The organism is Bradyrhizobium manausense (assembly GCF_018131105.1).
GTDB classification, from domain to species: Bacteria; Pseudomonadota; Alphaproteobacteria; order Rhizobiales; family Xanthobacteraceae; genus Bradyrhizobium; species Bradyrhizobium manausense_B.
Window position 1 is genome coordinate 2,257,205 of record NZ_JAFCJI010000001.1, and the last position, 19,081, is coordinate 2,276,285.

Annotated in this window: 21 protein-coding genes and 1 tRNA gene; 8 read left to right on the forward strand and 14 right to left on the reverse strand. The window is 63.5% G+C overall.

Translation table 11 applies throughout. From position 1 onward, the window contains the following. Positions 1 to 88: 88 nt before the first annotated feature. The gene (locus tag JQ631_RS10580; RefSeq protein ID WP_212326021.1) at positions 89 to 331 is read right to left on the reverse strand and encodes a pentapeptide MXKDX repeat protein; all 243 of its coding nucleotides are present in this window, start codon (positions 329 to 331) and stop codon (positions 89 to 91) included. Between the two features lie 346 nt (positions 332 to 677). Between JQ631_RS10580 and JQ631_RS10585 the strand changes: the two genes are divergently transcribed. The 3 genes from JQ631_RS10585 to JQ631_RS10595 are packed head-to-tail and all read left to right on the forward strand — an operon-like array spanning position 678 to position 3,606. Beyond that, entirely contained in the window at positions 678 to 1,700 is a 1,023-nt protein-coding gene (locus JQ631_RS10585) for a TRAP transporter substrate-binding protein (RefSeq protein WP_212326023.1), read from the forward strand. Beyond that, complete coding sequence (locus JQ631_RS10590) at positions 1,697 to 2,251, forward strand: TRAP transporter small permease (RefSeq protein ID WP_212326025.1); 555 nt, start codon at positions 1,697 to 1,699, stop codon at positions 2,249 to 2,251. Before JQ631_RS10585 ends, JQ631_RS10590 begins: the two co-directional genes overlap by 4 nt. Then, positions 2,248 to 3,606, forward strand: coding sequence for a TRAP transporter large permease (locus JQ631_RS10595; RefSeq protein WP_212326026.1), 1,359 nt, complete (start codon positions 2,248 to 2,250; stop codon positions 3,604 to 3,606). The genes JQ631_RS10590 and JQ631_RS10595 overlap by 4 nt, the downstream gene beginning before the upstream one ends. 119 nt (positions 3,607 to 3,725) lie before the next feature. Here the strand turns inward: JQ631_RS10595 and JQ631_RS10600 are convergent, their stop codons facing one another. The 4 genes from JQ631_RS10600 to JQ631_RS10615 are packed head-to-tail and all read right to left on the reverse strand — an operon-like array spanning position 3,726 to position 9,413. Then, positions 3,726 to 4,637, reverse strand: a complete 912-nt coding sequence (locus tag JQ631_RS10600; protein ID WP_212326027.1) for a hydroxymethylglutaryl-CoA lyase — start codon at positions 4,635 to 4,637, stop codon at positions 3,726 to 3,728. Between the two features lies 1 nt (position 4,638). Beyond that, positions 4,639 to 6,642 carry an acetyl-CoA carboxylase biotin carboxylase subunit gene (locus JQ631_RS10605; RefSeq protein WP_212326028.1) on the reverse strand — a complete coding sequence of 668 codons (2,004 nt, stop codon included), beginning with the start codon at positions 6,640 to 6,642 and terminating at the stop codon, positions 4,639 to 4,641. 4 nt (positions 6,643 to 6,646) lie between these two features. After that, positions 6,647 to 8,251, reverse strand: coding sequence for a carboxyl transferase domain-containing protein (locus JQ631_RS10610; RefSeq protein ID WP_212326029.1), 1,605 nt, complete (start codon positions 8,249 to 8,251; stop codon positions 6,647 to 6,649). Positions 8,252 to 8,285: 34 nt separating this feature from the next. Further along, complete coding sequence (locus tag JQ631_RS10615) at positions 8,286 to 9,413, reverse strand: isovaleryl-CoA dehydrogenase (RefSeq protein ID WP_283841797.1); 1,128 nt, start codon at positions 9,411 to 9,413, stop codon at positions 8,286 to 8,288. A 160-nt stretch (positions 9,414 to 9,573) separates the two neighbouring features. Between JQ631_RS10615 and JQ631_RS10620 the strand changes: the two genes are divergently transcribed. Then, a complete protein-coding gene (locus JQ631_RS10620; RefSeq protein WP_212326031.1) occupies positions 9,574 to 10,602 on the forward strand; it encodes an AraC family transcriptional regulator in 1,029 nt (342 codons plus the stop codon). Positions 10,603 to 10,626: 24 nt separating this feature from the next. On the opposite strand, the gene JQ631_RS10625 is transcribed toward JQ631_RS10620, so the two are convergent. Continuing rightward, positions 10,627 to 11,121: an Lrp/AsnC family transcriptional regulator gene (locus JQ631_RS10625; RefSeq protein WP_212326032.1), complete on the reverse strand. Its 495-nt coding sequence runs from the start codon at positions 11,119 to 11,121 to the stop codon at positions 10,627 to 10,629. Between the two features lie 96 nt (positions 11,122 to 11,217). Then, complete coding sequence (locus tag JQ631_RS10630) at positions 11,218 to 11,523, reverse strand: ETC complex I subunit (protein WP_212326033.1); 306 nt, start codon at positions 11,521 to 11,523, stop codon at positions 11,218 to 11,220. Between the two features lie 247 nt (positions 11,524 to 11,770). Here JQ631_RS10630 and JQ631_RS10635 point away from each other — a divergent pair, with 247 nt between their 5' ends. Further along, on the forward strand, positions 11,771 to 12,961 hold the full coding sequence (locus JQ631_RS10635) for an OpgC domain-containing protein (RefSeq protein ID WP_212326034.1): 1,191 nt from the start codon (positions 11,771 to 11,773) through the stop codon (positions 12,959 to 12,961). A gap of 19 nt (positions 12,962 to 12,980) precedes the next feature. Here the strand turns inward: JQ631_RS10635 and JQ631_RS10640 are convergent, their stop codons facing one another. After that, positions 12,981 to 13,175, reverse strand: coding sequence for a hypothetical protein (locus JQ631_RS10640; protein WP_212326035.1), 195 nt, complete (start codon positions 13,173 to 13,175; stop codon positions 12,981 to 12,983). A gap of 226 nt (positions 13,176 to 13,401) precedes the next feature. On the opposite strand from JQ631_RS10640, the gene JQ631_RS10645 reads away from it, so the two are divergent. Continuing rightward, positions 13,402 to 13,563 carry a hypothetical protein gene (locus tag JQ631_RS10645; RefSeq protein WP_212326036.1) on the forward strand — a complete coding sequence of 54 codons (162 nt, stop codon included), beginning with the start codon at positions 13,402 to 13,404 and terminating at the stop codon, positions 13,561 to 13,563. Positions 13,564 to 14,873: 1,310 nt separating this feature from the next. On the opposite strand, the gene JQ631_RS10650 is transcribed toward JQ631_RS10645, so the two are convergent. From JQ631_RS10650 to JQ631_RS10665, 4 genes are all read right to left on the reverse strand, one after another. Next, a tRNA-Pro gene (locus JQ631_RS10650) sits at positions 14,874 to 14,950 on the reverse strand. 81 nt (positions 14,951 to 15,031) lie between these two features. Beyond that, positions 15,032 to 15,517, reverse strand: a complete 486-nt coding sequence (locus JQ631_RS10655) for a DUF192 domain-containing protein (RefSeq protein ID WP_212326038.1) — start codon at positions 15,515 to 15,517, stop codon at positions 15,032 to 15,034. A 159-nt stretch (positions 15,518 to 15,676) separates the two neighbouring features. Then, complete coding sequence (locus JQ631_RS10660; RefSeq protein WP_212326040.1) at positions 15,677 to 16,312, reverse strand: cold-shock protein; 636 nt, start codon at positions 16,310 to 16,312, stop codon at positions 15,677 to 15,679. A gap of 199 nt (positions 16,313 to 16,511) precedes the next feature. Beyond that, positions 16,512 to 17,273: a Sir2 family NAD-dependent protein deacetylase gene (locus JQ631_RS10665; RefSeq protein WP_212326042.1), complete on the reverse strand. Its 762-nt coding sequence runs from the start codon at positions 17,271 to 17,273 to the stop codon at positions 16,512 to 16,514. A 265-nt stretch (positions 17,274 to 17,538) separates the two neighbouring features. Between JQ631_RS10665 and JQ631_RS10670 the strand changes: the two genes are divergently transcribed. Next, positions 17,539 to 17,703 carry a hypothetical protein gene (locus tag JQ631_RS10670; protein WP_018457755.1) on the forward strand — a complete coding sequence of 55 codons (165 nt, stop codon included), beginning with the start codon at positions 17,539 to 17,541 and terminating at the stop codon, positions 17,701 to 17,703. A 72-nt stretch (positions 17,704 to 17,775) separates the two neighbouring features. Here the strand turns inward: JQ631_RS10670 and JQ631_RS10675 are convergent, their stop codons facing one another. Next, positions 17,776 to 18,060, reverse strand: coding sequence for a hypothetical protein (locus tag JQ631_RS10675; RefSeq protein ID WP_212326044.1), 285 nt, complete (start codon positions 18,058 to 18,060; stop codon positions 17,776 to 17,778). Between the two features lie 589 nt (positions 18,061 to 18,649). On the opposite strand from JQ631_RS10675, the gene JQ631_RS32480 reads away from it, so the two are divergent. Further along, complete coding sequence (locus JQ631_RS32480) at positions 18,650 to 18,775, forward strand: hypothetical protein (RefSeq protein ID WP_283841760.1); 126 nt, start codon at positions 18,650 to 18,652, stop codon at positions 18,773 to 18,775. On the opposite strand, the gene JQ631_RS10685 is transcribed toward JQ631_RS32480, so the two are convergent. Then, positions 18,772 to 18,969: a hypothetical protein gene (locus tag JQ631_RS10685; protein WP_212326048.1), complete on the reverse strand. Its 198-nt coding sequence runs from the start codon at positions 18,967 to 18,969 to the stop codon at positions 18,772 to 18,774. The genes JQ631_RS32480 and JQ631_RS10685 overlap by 4 nt on opposite strands. Between the last annotated feature and the right edge of the window lie 112 nt (positions 18,970 to 19,081).

Genomic DNA, 19,081 nt, shown 5'->3' on the forward strand with positions numbered 1-19,081 from the left:
GAGACGTCACGTTCGGGGCGGTCGATGGACCGCCTCGAATTTTGTGTGCGTATCGGCTTTTTGCGGACGCTGCGACGACGACGGAAGATCAGTTCTTCTTCATCATCCCGTCGTCTTTCTTCATGCCGTCCTTCGACATCGTGTCCTTCTTCATGCCGTCGTCCTTGGACATGGTGTCCTTCTTCATGCTGTCCTTGGACATCGTGTCCTTCTTCATCATGCCGTCGTCCTTGCCCATCTTGTCCTGGGCGAAAGCGGCCGGCGACAGCGCGAGGCCAAGCGAGAGAGCGGCAGCCGAGACGCCGAGCACGATGCGGGTGCGAATGGTCATGAGAAATAATCCCTTCGAGATGGTGTTTGTCAGCGACATGTGCCGCTACACAGTCTCGACGGATCGATGCCCGATCTTGTTACGCGATGTCGCAGATTTTTTCGGATGTCGTCGGGTGCGGGCTGCGCGATCATCGCCTGGCGCGCGACGTTAACGATGAGACAGCGACGTCGGGCGTGTGCAGCGCAGCAAGACCAACACTTGCCGCGGCATTCCGTCTCGAACTATCAGATGAGAGAACTCGGGGTCGAAGACCGGCTAGGATGGGCCTCCGGGCCGGTCTGATGACCCGACCAGATCACGTCAAACAAGAACCATCGAAAGAAACCGACCAAGGGGATACTCCATGTTCACGCGTCGTCACCTGCTCGCGACCGCCGTCGCCGCACCCGCCATTCTCCGCTTCGGCATTGGCACCGCGCACGCCGCGACCACGCTGAAGATCTCGCATCAATTCCCCGGCGGCACCATCGACAAGGGCGATTTCCGCGACCGCCTCTGCCGCATGTTCGCAGCCGAAGTTGCCAAGCGCAGCAACGGCGACATCGCCGCCGAGATCTATCCGAACTCCTCGCTGATCAAGACCAACGCGCAATTCTCCGCGATGCGGAAGGGCGCGCTCGACATCTCGCTGTATCCGATGCCCTATGCTGGCGGCGAATTGCCCGAGACCAATATCGGCCTGATGCCGGGCCTCGTCACCACCTACGACCAGGGCATGCGCTGGAAGAAGGAGCCGGTCGGCAAGGCGCTGACCGACTTCCTCGCCGACAAGGGCATCATCCTGTTGAGCTGGGTGTGGCAGGCCGGCGGCGTCGCCAGCCGCTCCAAGCCGATCGTGTCGCCGGAGGATGCCAAGGGCCTGAAGGTGCGCGGCGGCTCGCGCGAGATGGACATGGTGCTCCAGACCGCCGGCGCCTCGGTGCTGTCGGTCCCCTCGAACGAAATCTACGCGGCGATGCAGACCGGCGCATGCGATGCCGGCATCACCTCCTCCACCAGCCTGATCTCGTTCCGTCTGGAAGAAGTGGCGAAGTCGCTGACCTCGGGTGCGGGCGCCTCCTACTGGTTCATGCTCGAGCCGCTGATGATGTCGAAGGCGATCTTCGACAAGCTGCCGAAGAACCAGCAGGACATCCTGGTCGCTGTCGGCCAGGAGCTCGAAGCCTTCGGCCGCAAGGGCGCGCAGGATGACGATGTCGAGGTCGCCAAGGTCTACGAGAAGGCCGGCGCAAAGGTTTCGGCGCTCGATGCCGCAACCGTCGGCAAGTGGCGCGACATCGCCCGCGACACCGCGTGGAAGGATTACGGCGCCAAGACCGCAACCGCCGCGAACCTGCTCAAGCTCGCCTCCGACGTCGCTGCATGAGCCACGGTCCGCTTCCGGATCGTGACGACACGGCGAACGCTGCCGCAAGGACCGGCCTTGCGGCAGTGCTCGATCGCGGCCTCGCCATCCTCAACCGCATCATCGTCGTGTTCGCGGCAGTGGCACTGGTCGCAGCCTGCGCCATCCTGAGCTACAGCGTGCTGAGCCGCGCGCTATTCAAGGCGGCCAATTACTGGCAGGACGAGGCGGCCGTGTTCCTGCTGGTCGGCGCCACCTTCATGACGGCCGCCTACGTGCAGCAGAACCGCGGCCATATCGGCATCGAGGCTTTCGTCGGCCTCTTGTCGCCGCTGGCCAACAAGGTCCGTCTCTGGATCGTCGACGTCGTGACGTTCCTGTTCTGCGTATTCTTCGCCTGGAAATCGTGGACGCTCGCGCACGAAGCCTATGTCGACGGCCAGGTCTCGAACTCGATGTGGTCGCCGCCGCTCGCCATTCCCTATTCCCTGATGGCGCTCGGGATGAGCCTGCTCTGCGTCCAGATCCTGGTGCAGCTGGCGATGCCATTCGCAGGAGCCAAGCGTCCATGAGCGTGTTCGGTATCGGTATCGCTTATGGAGTCGCGACGCTGGTCGTGATGTTTTCGGGCATGCCGATTGCGTTCGCGCTCGGTGCGGTCGCGGTCGCATTCATGGGCATCTACATGCCCTCGGCCTCGCTCGATACGGTGACGCAGAACGTCTACGAGGAGATGGCCTCGATCACGCTGCTGTCGATTCCGCTCTTCATCCTGAAGGGTGCGGCGATCGGCAAGTCGCGCGCCGGCCAGGATCTCTATTCGGCGCTGCATGCCTGGCTGCACCGCGTGCCCGGCGGCCTCGGCGTTGCCAACGTTTTCGCCTGCGCACTGTTCGCGGCGATGGCGGGCTCGAGCCCCGCGACCTGTTCGGCGATCGGCTCGGCCGGCATCCCCGAAATGCGCAAGCGCGGCTATTCCGGCGGCTTCGCGGCCGGCATCATTGCTGCCGGCGGCACGCTCGGCATCCTGTTGCCGCCCTCGATCACCATGATCCTGTTTGCTGTCGCTGCGGAAAAGTCGCTGGGACGGCTGTTCCTCGCCGGCATTGGTCCCGGTCTGCTCCTGGTCTCGTTGTTCGGCGGCTATGCCGTGATCCGTTTCCGCCAGGAATATGCCGCGGCCGAAGCAGCCTACAAGAACGGCGGACCGGAAGCCGCGATCCTGGCGCGCGACGAATATACGCTGGCCGAACGTTTCAGCGTCTTGCCGCGCGTGATCCCCTTCGTGCTGCTGCTCACCGGCGTGATGGCGGCGCTCTATGGCGGCTATGCCACGCCGTCGGAGACGGCAGGGCTCGGCGGCCTGCTGGCTCTGGCGCTGATCGCGGCGATCTACGGGGTGTGGCGGCCGAGCGACCTTGCGCCCATCATGAAATCGACCGTCCGGGAATCGACCATGCTGATGATGATCATCGGCATGTCGCTGCTCTATTCCTACGTCATGAGCTATCTGCATATCTCGCAATCGGCGGCTGAATCCATCGTCGCGATGCATCTGCCGCGCTGGGGGCTGCTGTTTGCGGTCCTCGTCATGGTCGTCGTGCTCGGCTTCTTCCTGCCGCCGGTCTCGATCATTCTGATGACCGCGCCGATCATCCTGCCGCCGCTCCGCGCCGCCAATTTCGACATCATCTGGTTCGGCGTGGTCATGACCATCGTGATGGAGATGGGCCTGATCCATCCACCCGTCGGCCTCAACATCTTCGTCATCCGCAACGTCGCGCCAGACATTTCGCTGAGCGAGGTCATCTGGGGCACGCTGCCCTTCGTGCTCTTGATGATGGGTGCGGTGCTGCTGCTGTGTTTGGTGCCTGATATCTCGACCTGGCTGCCGGATATGATCATGGGGCCGGACGGGAGCAGGTAGAGGCGTAAACAGGCGCCGTAGGGTGGGCTGAGGCGCATAGCGCCGTGCCCACCATCTGTCGATGATCGGATAGATTTTGTGGGCACGCTGCGCTTTGCCCACCCTACGAGAGCTGAGCGCTACGACTTAGCCCGCTTCTTCTTCGCGTTCAGCGCGGACGCCACGCGGCTCACCGGCGGCTTGCCCAGCACGCCGCTCATCGCGTTCGTCGCCGCCAGCAGCTTCTCCATGTCGACGCCTGTCCTCTCGCCCATGCCCTCCAGCATGTAGACGACATCCTCTGTCGCGACGTTCCCTGTCGCGCCGGGTGCATACGGGCAGCCGCCCAACCCACCAGCGGCCGCGTCGATGACGCGGACGCCCTCCTCCAGCCCGGCATAGAGATTGGCCAGCGCCTGGCCATAGGTGTCGTGGAAATGCATCGCCAACCCTGCAGTGGGAATATTCGCCGCCACCGCGCGCAGCATCTCCTTGGCCTTGGCAGGCGTGCCGACACCGATGGTGTCGCCAAGCGAGATCTCGTAGCAGCCGAGCTGCCACAGCGTGCTGGCGAGATCGGCAACCGCCTTCGGCTTGATCTCGCCATCGAAGGGACAGCCGAGCACGCAGGAGATATAGCCGCGCACCTTCACGCCATCGGCCTTGGCGCGTGCCAGCACCGGCTCGAAACGCGCGATCGACTCCGCAACCGTGCAGTTGATGTTGGCGCGCGAGAAGCCCTCGGAAGCGGCTGCAAACACGGAGACGACTTTCGCGCCGGCGGCACGGGCGGCGTCATAGCCTTTCTCGTTCGGCACGAGAACGTGGAATTCGGCACCTTTGACGTGGCTCACGCCGCGCAGCACGGCGTCTGAACTCGCCATCTGCGGGATCGCCTTGGGCGAGACGAAGGCGCCGACCTCGACCGTCTCGAGCCCCGCCGCCACCAGCGCCTCGATGAAGGCGATACGGGCCTCGACACTGACCGGAGTCTTCTCGTTCTGGAGGCCGTCGCGCGGCCCCATTTCGATGATGCGGACGGGATCGCTCATGTCACTCCCCCGAAGGCTCGACCACAGCGAGCTCGATGCCTTCCTGGACGATGTCACCGACCTTGCACTTGATGGACTTCAGCACGCCGGCATAGGGCGCGCGCAGCGTCTGCTCCATCTTCATCACTTCGAGCGTGAGGATCGGCGCGCCCTTCTCGAGCTGGGCGCCCTCCTCGGCCAGCACGGCGACGACCGTGCCCGGCAAGGGGGCTGCGATCTTGTCCGCACCGGTCTGCTCCTCGGTCTCGCCCCCGAACGGATCGACCCAGTGCAGGTCAAAGCGGCCGTTGCGCGTGCGCAGGTACAGCTCGTGGCCGTCGATCACGGCGGCCACCGACGATTTGACGCCGTCCAGCGTCAGATCGAAGCCACCCTCCTTTGGCACAAATGTGAACGCCAGTTCGCGCTCGCCGATGACCAGCGTCGACGGTCCACTGCCGTAATTCAGCACGATCTTGTGCTCAGGACCATGGCCGACGCGGAAGGCAAAGTTGCGCTGACGGCGGCCGACCGGCTGCCAGCCGAAGGTCTGCCAGGGTGAACTCACCCCGCCCTGCGCGGCTCGCCGCTCGTCGCTGACGATCGCGGCGACTGCGGCGCAGAGTTCGAGCTCGCCGGGTGCTGCCGCGGTCGACGTCAGCGCCGTCAGTTCGCGTTCGATGAATCCCGTGTCGATTGCATTCGCTCGTACCTTCGGATGCGTGATCAGCGCCGACAGGAACGGAATATTGGTGACGATGCCGCGGACGTCGGACTCTTCCAGCCCGCGATTCAATCGGTCAATCGCAACGTCGCGCGTCGGCGCCCAGGCGATCATCTTGGCGAGCATCGCATCGTAATACGGCGAGACCGTATCGCCCTCGCGGTAGCCGGCGTCGATGCGCAGGCCGCCGGCCTCGGCCGGCAGCCGCCAGGTCGAAATCTTGCCGACCGACGGCATGAAATTCTTGGTTGGATTTTCTGCATAGACGCGCGCCTCGACGGCGTGGCCGTTGAGCTTGATCTCGTCCTGCTGCATCGGCAGCGCCTCGCCGAAGGCAACTCGCAATTGCCACTCGACGAGATCGATTCCTGTGATCAATTCGGTCACGGGATGCTCGACCTGGAGGCGTGTGTTCATCTCGATGAAGAACACGTCCTTGCCGTCGGAAACGAACTCGATGGTGCCGGCACCGACATAGTTGACCGCGCCCGCCGCCTTTCGCGCGGCGGCACAGACCGTGTCGCGCTGAGCAGCGTTGAGCGTCGGCGACGGCGCCTCCTCAATCACCTTCTGGTGCCGGCGCTGCAGGGTGCATTCGCGCTCGAACAGCGACAGCAGATTGCCGTGGCTGTCGCCGATGATCTGCACCTCGATATGCCGGGGATTGTCGACATATTTCTCGATCAGCATGCGGTCGTCGCCGAACGCGGCTTTTGCCTCGCGTTTGGCGCTGACGATCGCGGGCGCAAGCTCGGCCGCCGAACGTACGATGCGCATGCCGCGGCCGCCGCCACCGGCCGAGGCCTTCACCAGGATCGGAAAGCCGATCTTGTCCGCGGCCTTCGCCAGCGTCGCATCGTCCTGGGCCTCGCCGTGATAGCCGGGCACCAGCGGCACGCCGGCCTTCTCCATCAACGCCTTGGAGCCGGACTTCGAGCCCATCGCCGTCATCATCCCGGCGGTCGGGCCGACGAAGACGAGACCGGCGTCGTAGCAGGCTTGCGCGAATTCGGCATTCTCCGACAGGAAGCCGTAGCCGGGATGCACGGCCTCGGCGCCGGTCTTCTTCGCAGCCTCGATCAGCCGCTCGACATTGAGATAGCTGTCGCGGGCGCGCGCGGGCCCGAGCAGCACGGCCTCGTCGGCGAGCGCGACATGCATCGCGTCGCGGTCGGCCTCGGAATAGACCGCGACCGTGCGCAGTCCCATGGTGCGGGCTGTGCGGATGACGCGGCAGGCGATCTCGCCGCGGTTGGCGATCAGGAGCGTACGAAATCGGCGGTAAAGCTTTGAGCGGTCCATCGCATCACATCCTGAACAGGCCGAATTTCGTCGGCTCGATCGGCGCATTCGACGCCGCCGAAAGGCCAAGGCCGAGCACGAGCCGCGTGTCCGCGGGGTCAATCACGCCGTCGTCCCACAGACGCGCCGTCGCGTAATACGGATGCCCCTGGCTCTCATATTGCGCGCGGATGGGCTCGCGGAATTTATCTTCCGCTTCCTTCGACCAGCTATCGCCCTTGGCCTCGATATTGTCGCGGCGAACCTGGCTCAGCACCATCGAGGCCTGCTCGCCGCCCATCACCGAGATGCGCGCGTTCGGCCACATCCACAGGAAGCGCGGTGAGTAGGCGCGGCCGCACATGCCGTAATTGCCAGCACCATAGGAGCCGCCGATCACGACAGTGAATTTCGGCACCGAGGCGGTCGCAACCGCCGTCACGAGCTTCGCGCCGTCGCGCGCGATGCCGCCGGCCTCATATTTCTTGCCGACCATGAAGCCGGTGATGTTCTGCAGAAATACCAGGGGAATGCCGCGCTGGCAGCACAGTTCGATGAAATGCGCGCCCTTCAGCGAGCTCTCGCTGAAGAGAATGCCGTTGTTGGCGATGATGCCGACCGGATAGCCCCAGATATGGGCGAAGCCGCACACCAGCGTGGTGCCATAGAGCTTCTTGAACTCATCGAATTCGGACCCATCAACCACGCGGGCGATGATATCGCGCACGTCGAACGGCTTTCTGCCATCGACCGGCACCACGCCGTAAATCTCCTCCGCCGCGAACAGAGGATCGCGCGGCGGATGCATGTTGAGGTTCGGCCGCGCCGACGGCTTCAGCGTGCCGACGATGCGCCGGGCAATGCCGATCGCATGCGCATCGTTCTGGGCGTAATGATCGGTCACGCCCGATTGACGCGAATGCACATCGGCGCCGCCGAGTTCCTCCGCGCTAACGACCTCGCCGGTCGCGGCCTTCACCAGCGGCGGGCCGCCGAGGAAGATGGTGCCCTGGTTGCGCACGATGATGCTCTCGTCCGACATCGCCGGAACATAGGCGCCGCCGGCGGTGCAGGAGCCCATCACGACCGCGATCTGCGGAATGCCTTGTGAGGACATCTGCGCCTGGTTGTAGAAGATGCGCCCGAAATGCCGTTCGTCCGGGAAGATCTCGTCCTGCAGCGGCAGGAACGCGCCGCCGGAATCGACCATGTAGACGCAGGGCAGATTGTTCTGCCGCGCGATGTCCTGCGCGCGCAGATGCTTCTTCACGGTCATCGGATAATACGTGCCGCCTTTGATCGTGGCGTCGTTGGCAACGATGACGCATTCGCGGCCCGAGATGCGTCCCACGCCGGTGACGACGCTCGCCGAATGGACGTCGCCGCCATAAAGCCCGTGAGCTGCGAGTGGCGACAGCTCCAGGAACGAGGTGCCGGGATCAACGAGGAGATCGACGCGCTCGCGCGCCAGCATCTTGCCGCGAGAGGTGTGGCGGTTGCGCGAGGCCTCCCCGCCGCCGCCGGCGACTTGGGCGAGCTTCTCGCGCAGATCGGCGACGAGCGCGCGCATGGAGTCGGAGTTGCGCGCAAAATCCTGGGAGGATGGATCGATGCTGGAATGGAGCGGCATGGGGTCCCGCGTTTCTGATGACGTGGTTGAAGGTTTAAGCGGTTTCGGACATCAGCTCGCGGCCAATCAGCATGCGGCGAACCTCCGAGGTGCCCGCGCCGATCTCGTAGAGCTTGGCATCGCGCCAGAGACGACCGACCGGAAACTCGGAGGTATAGCCGACGCCGCCGAGCGCCTGGATCGCCTCGCCCGCCATCCATGTCGCCTTCTCCGCGGAATAGAGGATCGCGGCGGCGGAATCCTTGCGCAGTGTGCGCGCGTGATCGGCGCGGTCGCAGGCCTTTCCCACCGCATAGACATAGGCGCGCGTGGCCTGCCAGGTCGAATACATGTCGGCGAGCTTGCCTTGCATCAGCTGGAAGTCGCCGATCGGCTGGCCGAACTGCTTGCGCTCGTGCATGTACGGCACCACCGCATCCATGCAGGCAGCCATGATGCCGAGCGGGCCGCCGGAGAGCACGGCGCGCTCGTAGTCGAGGCCGGACATCAGGACCTTGGTGCCCTCGCCCACCTTGCCCAGCACATTCTCCTCCGGCACCTCGCAATCGTCGAAGAACAGCGGATAGGTGTTGGAGCCGCGCATGCCGAGCTTGTCGAGATGCTGCCCGTGGGTGAAGCCCTTGAAGCCTTTCTCGATCAGGAAGGCGGTCATGCCGCGCGGTCCGGCTTCGGGATCGGTCTTGGCGTAGACCACCAGCACGTCGGCATCGCCGCCATTCGTGATCCACATCTTGGAGCCGTTGAGCACATAGCGGTCGCCACGCTTGTCGGCGCGCAGCTTCATCGAGACCACGTCGGAGCCGGCGCCCGGCTCGGACATCGCCAGCGCGCCGACATACTCGCCGGAAATCAACTTGGGCAGATAGCGCGCCCGCTGCGCGTCATTGCCGTTGCGGCGGATCTGATTGACGCAGAGGTTGGAGTGGGCGCCGTAGGAGAGCCCGACCGCGGCCGAGCCGCGCGAAATCTCCTCCATCGCGACGATATGGGCGAGATAACCCATGTTGGAGCCGCCATATTGCTCCGGCGCGGTCATGCCGAGCAGACCGAGGTCGCCAAAGCGCTTCCAGAGGTCGGCCGGGAACAAATTGGCCTTCTCGACCTCGGCAGCGCGCGGGGCGACCTCCGCTTCCACGAAGGCGCGCACGGTGTCGCGCAGCATGCCGATGTCTTCGCCCAGATCGAAGTCGATGCTCGGGATGTTCAAGGCGATTCCTCCAGATTTCTTATCGGCCCCGAACCTACCCCCGCCCGGGCGCCGTGGCGGTCGAAAAGGTTGCATTTTCCGCCAAGTTTGGCGAGGATTTTCCAAAGGACGTCCGATGCCCTTCCAGGCCGCAACCGCCACACCCCGCCGCGCCATGACCCCTGCCGCCTTCGTCCGTGGCGTGGTCGCGGCCTATCGCCGCTACGGGCGGGATCCGGCCGAGGCGCTGAGCAAGGGGCAGGTCCTGCCCGACCTGATCGGATCGGCCGACGGCCGGGTCACGGCGGCGCAGTTCGAGGCGCTGGCAGGCCATGCCATGCGCGAGCTCGACGACGAGGCCCTCGGCTGGTTCTCGCGGAAGCTGCCCTGGGGCACCTATGGCATGCTGTGCCGCGCCTCCATCACGGCCCCCACGCTCGAGGTCGCTTTGAAGCGCTGGTGCCGGCATCATCGCCTGCTGACGGAAGACGTGCTGTTCGAACTTGTGGTCAGCGGCGAGATCGCGACCATCTCCCTGCGCGAGCAACGCGATCTCGGAGCCTTGCGCGAATTCTGCCTCGTCACCCTGCTCCGCTATGTGCTCGGCTTCTCGTGTTGGGCGGTGGACTCCGCAATTGCGCTACGCGCGGCGGAATTCCCGTATCCCGAGCCCGCGCACGTGTCCGTCTATCCGACCATCTTCTGCAAGCACGTCCGCTTCGATGCGAACGGTGCCCGCATCGTCTTCGACAAGCATTATCTCTCGCTGCCGCTGACCCGCAGCGCGGCCGATCTCGACAGCATGCTAAAAGGCGCGCTACGCCTGACCGTGCTGCCCTATCGCCGCGACCGCCTTTTGGTCGAGCGCGTCAGGCGCGTGCTGCGCGCGGCGCGCGGCCGCATTCTGGGTGCGGAGGATGTCGCCGGCGAACTCGCCCTCTCCACCCGCACCATGCACCGGCGGCTGCGCGAGGAAGCCACCTCTCTGCGCGACCTCAAGGAGGAAGCCAAGCTCGAGCTCGCCAAGCAGGAGCTGATGCGCGGCCGCACCCCGATCAAGCGAATCGCGGAGATCGCAGGCTTCCGCAACGAAAAGAGCTTTTCCCGCGCTTTCCGGACCTGGACCGGCGCCAGCCCGCGCGAGTTTCGCTGCCGGTATCGCTGAGGGCGCACTGAGCCGATGCGGCGCTTATCCCGCCGGTGCCGCAGCCACGATCTCCTGCACCGGCAGCGGCACGTCCTTGGCGACACCGAGCACAGGAAAGCTGCGGACGTTCTTCACGTTGGGCATGGCGGCGAAATGCAGGAGCTGCTGGCGCATGCTCTCGACGCTCGGCGCCACGCATTTGAGCAGATAATCGGTGTCCCCCGAAATCCGCCAGCATTGCTGGATCCGCGGGATCGCTGATATCGAGCCCTCGAACGCCTCGAGCACCGGCTGGGCCTGGCTGCCGAGCTGGATCGAGACGAACGACACCACCTCGTAACCGAGCAGCCGCTCGTCGATGACGGCGCGCACGGCGCGGATCACGCCGCGGCTGAACAGCGATTTGAGCCGCCGCAGGCAGTTCGGGGCGGACACGCCGACGCGTAGCGCCAGCTCGTTGTTGCGAACGCGCCCATCCTGCTGGAGCTCGGAGAGTATCTTCAGATCGACGCCGTCGAGCTGGTCACGCCCGGCCATCCCCCACCTCGTCATGGTCGTGTCATGCGAGGCAGCGAAGCACGCTGTAGACGGAGTGCCAAGGGCTCTCCGGAGGGACGGCCGAAGGGTGGGCCCTCAGTGCGTCCAGGGCTCGCCGCGGCGGAAGGAGAAGTTGTCGGCGTAGGCGACCTGGCGGTGCAGCGATTCCTGGGGCTCGATCACCTGGTAGGCGATACCCTTGCGCTCGCAATAGGCGACCGCCTCGTCCTTGGTTTGGAAGCGCAGCGTGATCTGCTGCTTCATGTCGCCGGACGAGGTCCAGCCCATCAGCGGCTCGACCGCACGCGGCTGCTCCGGCTCGTAATCGAGCTGCCATTCCTTGGTCTTGGACCGGCCGGATTGCATCGCGTTCTTGGCGGGCTTGAAAATGCGTGCGGTCATTGGTGGTCCGGCCTCTTGGTCTATTCGTTCGATTTTAATGCGTCACGGTAGCGATTGGTGGAAACCGCGGGCATAGTATAGAGACACCTTTCGGGAACTGATCGGTGATTCCGGCTCGTCCGGGTCTCTCGCCGATGGGTATAGTCATTATGCTGCACTGTGACAATTGCGTCCCCGCCTGCCGCCCGGGAATACCGCCCGGCGGCTCCTCCTCGCCGTATCCGTCCCCTTCGAGAGCTTCCGTCGCATGGCCTTCCTGAACATCAACGCCACGCTCCCCGAAAAGGGCCGTGACCTCAGGCTCGACCTGTTTCGCGGCATCGCCAACTGGGCGATCTTCCTCGATCACATCCCCGACAACGTCGTCAACTGGATCACGACGCGCAACTACGGCTTTTCCGACGCGGCCGACCTGTTCGTCTTCATCTCCGGCTACACCGCATCCTTCGTCTATGCGCGGATGATGCTGGAGCGCGGCTTCATCGTCGGCGCCACGCGCCTGACCAAGCGGGTCTGGCAGCTTTACGTCGCCCACATCATCCTGTTCGTGATCTACATCGCCTCGATCAGCTATCTGGCGCTGCGCTTCGGCGATTCCGAGATGATCAACGAATTCAACGTCGCCGGCCTCGTCGACAACGCCACCGAGACGCTGCGCCAGGGCCTGTTCCTGCGCTTCAAGCCGCTCAATCTCGACGTGTTGCCGCTCTACATCGTGCTGATGGGCCTGTTTCCGCCGGTGCTGTGGTTCATGCTGCGCAAGCCTGACCTGACGATGATACTGTCGATCATCCTGTGGCTGACCGCGCGGCACTTCAGCCTGAACCTGAACGCCTATCCGGCCGGCCAGTGGTACTTCAACCCCTATTGCTGGCAGGTGCTGTTCGTGTTCGGCGCCTGGTGTGCGATGGGCGGCGCGCGCCGCTCGGGCAAGCTGATCAACTCACCGATCACGATATGGCTTTGCTTTGCCTATCTGGCGTTCGCACTCGTCATGACCATGGCCGGTCGCTTCCCGACCCTCGGCGGCATGTTTCCGGAATGGCTGTTCTCGGCGTTCAACCCGAACGACAAGACCAATCTGGCGCCCTACCGCTTCCTCCACTTCGTCGTGATCGTGATCCTGGTGATCCGCTTCGTGCCGAAGGAATGGCCGGGCCTGGAGTGGAAGATCTTCGATCCGGTGATCGTGTGCGGCCAGCAATCGCTCGCCGTGTTCTGCGTCGGCGTTTTCCTGTCCTTCGTCGGTCACTTCGAGCTGTCGATGAGTTCGGGCTCGTTGTTCGCCCAGCTTTTCGTCTCCATCGCGGGCATCGCGATCATGACGACGGTTGCCTACTACATCTCCTGGTCGAAGCGGCAGGACAAGCCGCTGAAGCCTCCGCCGGCGAAGCCCGTAGCTTCCCCGGCCACCAAGGCTGCCGAGAAGGCCGCCTGAGACCCGTGGCGGCGCCAGCTCAGGCCGCCGCCCCGCCGTCGTATTCGGTGAATTTCTTGTAGATCCAGTCGCGCCCGTCGTGACGGCGCCAGACCTTGCCGTAGACGAGCTGCCCGTTGATCGAGCGGCGCGGCACAAGGACGGTCCAGAGATGCCAGATCTCGGTCCAGTTCGACCGTTGGGGAAGAGTTTTCGAGGTGAGATCGAAAGCCATGACGGACAACTCGCGCGAAACGAAACGCCGCGACGAATGTGTGATCTCGTGTGAGCCGCTGATGGGCGTCGTCGCGTGCCGGGACCGGTTTGATACCAGTCGTCGAAGCCGCCGCAACGACAGCTCGTGCTTAACCTAACCGATCAACCTTACCTGACGACGGATAAGCCGCCTTGACGGTTGAAACGCCCGCCCATCTTTCCTAAGATGCTTGCGCAATTTGAGAATGCGCACGCCGTTTGCGAAGTGCCTGCCCTTTGATTTCGAACTCAGACCGAATTTTGAAACACTGATTGCGCAGGTTGACGATCATGAATTTGCACAGTGCATATTTGCGCCTGGCGATGTTTTCATCGCCGGCTATACCGGTTGGCAAGTCGACCCATGACAAGTCAACCCACGGCAAGCCAACCCACGACGGGTCTCCGAAAGCCGCAAACGACAACTATCCCGTCTGGCCGCTAATTCCGTTTCCGGCAGGCTGGCACGCCTCGAGCTGAACCCGAAAAGCGCAACGCCGCTCAAGCGGAATATCATCGCTTGGCGGCGTCCGTTTAGACATTGGGCGCTGAAATCCCCAACACTGATATGTCTATGGCGACGTCGAAAGGTTCGATGGAGCCCGGGTAATTCTGCGCGAGGAGAGCACATCCCGCCCTGTTCTGCTCTTCAACGCGGGGAATGCATGAAGCAGGCGCTGCAAAGGCTAAAAATGTGCGGCTGCGATCGCCGTCCCGGCTCCGGGCCTGCAACCAATGATCGCGTTGCGAGTTGCAGGTTCTTCCCACCTGTCCGCTGGGCTCGCGCGCAGTTCGCTGTCGGCTCCCGCTTGCCGTGAGTGGACATTTCATCCCGTCTCACGTCCGTGTGAGTTGGAGCGCGGCCGGTGAATTTTCGTGAGCCAACAGAGACCTATAAACGGCAGGCCGATGGCCAGGGGGATACTGTGAGCCAGGCTGATACGACCGAGAAACTGTCCGAGGCCGGGGCGCCCCGGACATCGTTGTTTGCCATGTGCTGGCTGGGGGTCGCAGCGATCGCGATGACCGGCTGGATCTGCGCGTTGGGCTGGGCGGCTTGGCGTCTCGTCGATTGGCTACTGTCGTGACGGCCGCGCCGGCCAGCTGCTCCCGAACAAATGAGTAGTGGCAGTTCACGCCGATCATCGTCGCGGCATGAATCGCGTGCTTGAGATGGGCCACCGCGAGGCCTCGCCCGGACTGAATTGAATCAGGTCGCTATCGACGGTGCATGCACGCTTGCACGTACTCCTTGATGGCGGGATCCCCGGCGCTCTTGGTGAGCCCCATCGATCGGGCCTCGCCCTTGCACCTTTCCAGTCTTCCTTCGAACCCCGGATGGTTCGCGGCCGCGCACTGACGGCGAAGGGGACCTTGAGGAATTTGCGCGCAGTTTTGCGCTTGAGCGCTCGAACTGCCGAGAACCAATGAGACAACAACCAGCTTTCGGAGAGTGCCTGAATGAATGGTCTGCACCATGTCATTTCTCCTCGCCCTGACCCAACGAGCAGATGCTCCAGCAACCACGGAGCGCCCGCAAGCGAATTTCCCCGAGCTGGGGGATCTCTCGAATTGAAGAACAGGCAAATGAGCCGCGAGATGTCCGGGGGACTCAAGGCCCACCTCGGATTTCTCGGAGGCTGGACGATTCTTTTCTGCTGCAAGTGCTTGAAAATGCTGGTCGGGGCAGCTGGATTCGAACCAACGACCTGCAGTACCCAAAACTGCCGCGCTACCAGGCTGCGCTATACCCCGAATGTCCGGCGAGCCCCGTCGATACACGCTTCCAGGGGGGCCAGCAAGCGTCCGGCCGCCAGTCAGGGCGCGCTCCAGAACCTATTTGCTACCAAACAGGGGGTGACCGACCCGATCGCCGGGGCGGATGCCGTACTTCTGCGCTGTTCCCGCCACGACCTCCAGGACGGCCCGGGCGGGACCTTTTGACGAAATGATCCTGGTCGAGAGTGGCTCGGTATTTTCCGCGATGCGCAGGATGCGACCGTCGGCGCGAATGAAGATCATGTCGAGCGAGACATAGGTGTTCTTCATCCACATCGAGACTTCCTGCTCGGGGTTGAAGTCGAACAGCATGCCTTTGCCGTCCGCCAACTCCTTGCGGTACATCAACCCGGTCTGCTTCTCCTCCTCCGTGGTCGCCATCTCCACGGAGAACACCTGCACGCCGTTCTTGGTGACGATCTCGAGCGGCTGGAAGCTGGCGGCGCGAACAGGCGCGCCGCCGTTGCCCAGGCCGACAATGACGAGAGCGGCGGCAAGCCAGCCCCGGGCAACGGACCAGGCGGTCTTTCGATCAAAGCTCATGGGCGGGAAACTCGCAGGAAACTCGGGATGGCACGGGACCACAAGGATCGGGCCCGACGGCGTGGCACTGCGACATCCTTACGCGGCCACCGTCCCAAAAGCCAGAAGCGCGCGACCCCGGCCGCGCGCTTCTGCTCACAATCCGGATATTTGAAGCTGTTAGTGCGACTGGAGCCCAGGCGAGCCCGTCTCCGGATGGATCTCGGCTGCCATCATGCCCTTGGAGCCAGGCCCAAAACGGACGAGCACGTACTGGCCTGGCCGCAGCTCGGTCATGCCAAAGCGACGCAGCGTCTCCATATGCACGAAGATATCGGGAGTGCCCTCCCCACAGGTCAGGAAGCCGAAGCCGCGCAGCCGGTTGAACCATTTGACCTGGGCCCGCTCAAGCCCGCTGGTCGCGGTGACCGTGACGTGAGTGCGCGGCGGCAGCATCTGCGCGGGATGGATCGCGGTCGATTCGTCCATCGAGACCACGCGGAAGGCCTGGTAACCCTTGGCCCGCTGGATGCACTCGACGACGATTCGGGCGCCCTCATACGCGGTCTGAAAGCCGTCGCGCCTGAGCACGGTAACGTGCAGCAGCACGTCAGGCCACCCATTGTCGGGAACGATGAAGCCGTAGCCCTTTGAAGCGTCAAACCATTTGATGACGCCGTGGACCTCGACAAGGTTGCCGGTCCCCTCACCTAACCCGGTGAAGGGACTGAGCGCCGCGCTATCGCGACCGGCGCCGTGCTCGCCCGTCGCAGGAACTCCCAGCTTCTTGGACTCAAATCCGTCCGACGACCCCATAACCCCGGACCCCACACATGCCATGCAACCCGCCACATTGGCGGCGCTCGAATCACGCGTCTTAAGAGAATGTTCTCACTTCGACGCGACGCGAATCTTTCGACTCAAAAGATAACACTCCCGGTTGAGAGGGATAGACAAAAAAGAGATTCGCCGGAACCTATGAACAGCTTGCACAGGCGCGAATCAAACTAACGCCTCAATTGGCGACGAAGGGCCCGAGTGCTTCGCCGATGTCGTGGCGGATGACGAGGTCGGCGATGTCGTCCTGCTCGGTTGGCTCGCGGTTGATGATCACCAGACGTGCACCGGCGTTCTTGGCCATCATCGGAAAACCCGCCGCCGGCCACACCACGAGCGAGGAACCGATCGCGATGAAGAGATCGCAGGTCTGAGACAGTTCGGTCGCGCGTTGCATTTCATCCTCGGGCATCGCCTGACCGAATGAGATCGTTGCGGTTTTCACCGGCTCGTCGCAAGCGGTGCAGTCGGGCGCGGCGCCGTCCTGGTCGAACCGCTGTTTCACCCAGTCGAGCGGATAGGCCAGCCCGCATCCGATGCAGCGCGCGTAAGTCGTGTTGCCGTGAAGTTCAATCACGCGATCGGCCGCGAAGCCCGAGGCCTGGTGCAGATTGTCGATGTTCTGGGTGATCACCGCGGGAATCTTGCCGGCCCGATGCAGCGAGGCGAGCGCGCGATGACCGCGTCCGGGTTTGGCTGCGGCGAACACCTCCTCCATCGCAAAACGCCGGCGCCAGGATTCATCGCGCGCTTCCTGGCTTGCGACGAACTCGTCGAATTGAATCGGCCGGTTGCGAGTCCAAATTCCGCCCGGCGAGCGGAAGTCAGGGATGCCGCATTCGGTCGAGATGCCGGCGCCGGTGAACGGCACGATGATTTCTGCATCAGCGATCATCTCGCCGAGCCGTTCGACGCCGCTCTGAAGGTCCTTTGCAATCACGCGCCGCCCCCCGATTCAAATTCGTGCTGTGCATCATGCGCAAGCGACAAGATTGTTGACGCTCTTATCCGCCGCCGCGCAAGTCGCGCTCTGTCGGTGGGCGGCAATTTTTTCCGACCTTCGCTTATCACAATCCTGCAATGCCTCCTCCCCATTGACGCCCCAATCCAAAGCGCCAATGCATGTGTTGACGCGACTCAGTGATTGCGGCGGCAGTACTTGAGTTCAGAAGTGCACACATACTCCGGTGTAGTGGGGATTTGACATGACCGAAGACGAACAACGCAAGATCCGCGAACGCGAAGAGATCGCCGCCCGCGTCGCCGCATTCCGTGCCACGCAGGAAAAATTCAAGCGCGAACGCGAAGAGTATTTCGTGTCGACACTCGATAACGCCCGCAAGGCGGAGCGGCCCTCGCTCTGGCCGTGACAGATCGCGCGGGACTGCGCGCGTACGAAAAAAGCCCGGAGCATCGCTCCGGGCTTTTCGATTCATCCGCCGTTACCAATGACGGTAATAGCGATGGTGTCGATAGTAGGGTCGGCCGTAATAGGCGTACGGGCCGGGGCCGTAATATGCGGGGCCGCCATAATAGGCGTAACCTGGGCCGTAATAGCCATAGCCGTACGGATGGGACGCCGCGACGGCGCCCGCGGTGAGCGCACCAGCGGCCAGACCGAACGCGAGGCCTGGGCCGATGCCGCGTGCCTCCGCAGGGGCCGGTGTCGCGACCGCGGCCACGCCGACGGCAGCGACGGTCGCCAGAACTGCGAGTGTCTTCTTCATGATTTCCTCCTTCGCATCTCGCAGGGACAACGCGGACCTGGCGTGATGGTTCGCGTCTCTTGGAACCGCGCGGTGCGGAAAAAAATCTCGCCGCCAACGGAACAATCTCTGCAAACGCGGATTGGAGTTGCAAGTGCAGGAGCCTCCGCCATCCGGGTCGAGGCGCCAGCGCGAAGACCCCGTCAGCATCTCCGCGGTGCTGGCGGGGTTTTCAGTTTCGAACGACATAAATGGCAGCAACCATAAAGCGCTGCCAACGGGGCGGAGATCGAGGAGGAGAGATTGCCGATATCCGCTTTGCTGGCCCGCATCCGCAGACTTGTTCCCAGATCCAACCCGCGACACTACGACGAAATCGTCCGCAATTTCGGTGTGGGCGCGCTACGTCCGCCGCCGACACCGATGAGCGACAGTGAACTTGCCCGCGCCATTGCCGAGTTCCTGAAGGACTCGCCGAATCCGGAATCGGTTGCAGCGCTGGGCCGGCGGCTCGATCCGACCTCGCCGCTCTGAGCGTTTCGTTTGCCGGCCCGGAACCTATTGCCGCGCACACACGTTGAGGTAGTCTTCCTTCAAGAGGAGGCCCGCCATGCCCGCCTGGCTCGAAGTTTTGCTCAATTTGTCCGGCTATGCCGGCTTCGTCGCGCTGGCGACCAGCGGCGTCGCATGCCCGCGGGAATCCGCCGATGACGAGGTCTACGGCGGCAAGCGCTAGTTGGCGTGCAGCGGCTGGCCCGCGGTGCGCACCAGACGATCGGCCTTGACCGCGACGCGCGTGTCCTCGAATTGCGGCCGCAGCGAAAAGCTGATCACCACAAAAGCGAGACAGAACAGCGTGCCGACGACGGCGACGCGGCGATAGGTCTGGCGGTCGCCCTGATAAAATGACGGCTCTAAAAAAGGTGTCATGAATGGGTACTTGGCAATGAGCGGTATTCTTGTTGTCGTTGCCAGACACCTATCCCAACGCACGCCAAGTGCAACGCGATTGGGCTTTTAACCTAACCGAATAGGGTTATCG

Coding starts and splice junctions, on each gene's coding strand:
- JQ631_RS10580 (WP_212326021.1), bottom strand. CDS start 331: ATGACCATTCGCACCCGCATCGTGCTCGGCGTCTCGGCTGCCGCTCTC.
- JQ631_RS10585 (WP_212326023.1), top strand. CDS start 678: ATGTTCACGCGTCGTCACCTGCTCGCGACCGCCGTCGCCGCACCCGCC.
- JQ631_RS10590 (WP_212326025.1), top strand. CDS start 1,697: ATGAGCCACGGTCCGCTTCCGGATCGTGACGACACGGCGAACGCTGCC.
- JQ631_RS10595 (WP_212326026.1), top strand. CDS start 2,248: ATGAGCGTGTTCGGTATCGGTATCGCTTATGGAGTCGCGACGCTGGTC.
- JQ631_RS10600 (WP_212326027.1), bottom strand. CDS start 4,637: ATGAGCGATCCCGTCCGCATCATCGAAATGGGGCCGCGCGACGGCCTC.
- JQ631_RS10605 (WP_212326028.1), bottom strand. CDS start 6,642: ATGGACCGCTCAAAGCTTTACCGCCGATTTCGTACGCTCCTGATCGCC.
- JQ631_RS10610 (WP_212326029.1), bottom strand. CDS start 8,251: ATGCCGCTCCATTCCAGCATCGATCCATCCTCCCAGGATTTTGCGCGC.
- JQ631_RS10615 (WP_283841797.1), bottom strand. CDS start 9,413: ATGCTGCGCGACACCGTGCGCGCCTTCGTGGAAGCGGAGGTCGCCCCG.
- JQ631_RS10620 (WP_212326031.1), top strand. CDS start 9,574: ATGCCCTTCCAGGCCGCAACCGCCACACCCCGCCGCGCCATGACCCCT.
- JQ631_RS10625 (WP_212326032.1), bottom strand. CDS start 11,121: ATGGCCGGGCGTGACCAGCTCGACGGCGTCGATCTGAAGATACTCTCC.
- JQ631_RS10630 (WP_212326033.1), bottom strand. CDS start 11,523: ATGACCGCACGCATTTTCAAGCCCGCCAAGAACGCGATGCAATCCGGC.
- JQ631_RS10635 (WP_212326034.1), top strand. CDS start 11,771: ATGGCCTTCCTGAACATCAACGCCACGCTCCCCGAAAAGGGCCGTGAC.
- JQ631_RS10640 (WP_212326035.1), bottom strand. CDS start 13,175: ATGGCTTTCGATCTCACCTCGAAAACTCTTCCCCAACGGTCGAACTGG.
- JQ631_RS10645 (WP_212326036.1), top strand. CDS start 13,402: ATGCGCACGCCGTTTGCGAAGTGCCTGCCCTTTGATTTCGAACTCAGA.
- JQ631_RS10655 (WP_212326038.1), bottom strand. CDS start 15,517: ATGAGCTTTGATCGAAAGACCGCCTGGTCCGTTGCCCGGGGCTGGCTT.
- JQ631_RS10660 (WP_212326040.1), bottom strand. CDS start 16,312: ATGGGGTCGTCGGACGGATTTGAGTCCAAGAAGCTGGGAGTTCCTGCG.
- JQ631_RS10670 (WP_018457755.1), top strand. CDS start 17,539: ATGACCGAAGACGAACAACGCAAGATCCGCGAACGCGAAGAGATCGCC.
- JQ631_RS10675 (WP_212326044.1), bottom strand. CDS start 18,060: ATGAAGAAGACACTCGCAGTTCTGGCGACCGTCGCTGCCGTCGGCGTG.
- JQ631_RS32480 (WP_283841760.1), top strand. CDS start 18,650: ATGCCCGCCTGGCTCGAAGTTTTGCTCAATTTGTCCGGCTATGCCGGC.
- JQ631_RS10685 (WP_212326048.1), bottom strand. CDS start 18,969: ATGACACCTTTTTTAGAGCCGTCATTTTATCAGGGCGACCGCCAGACC.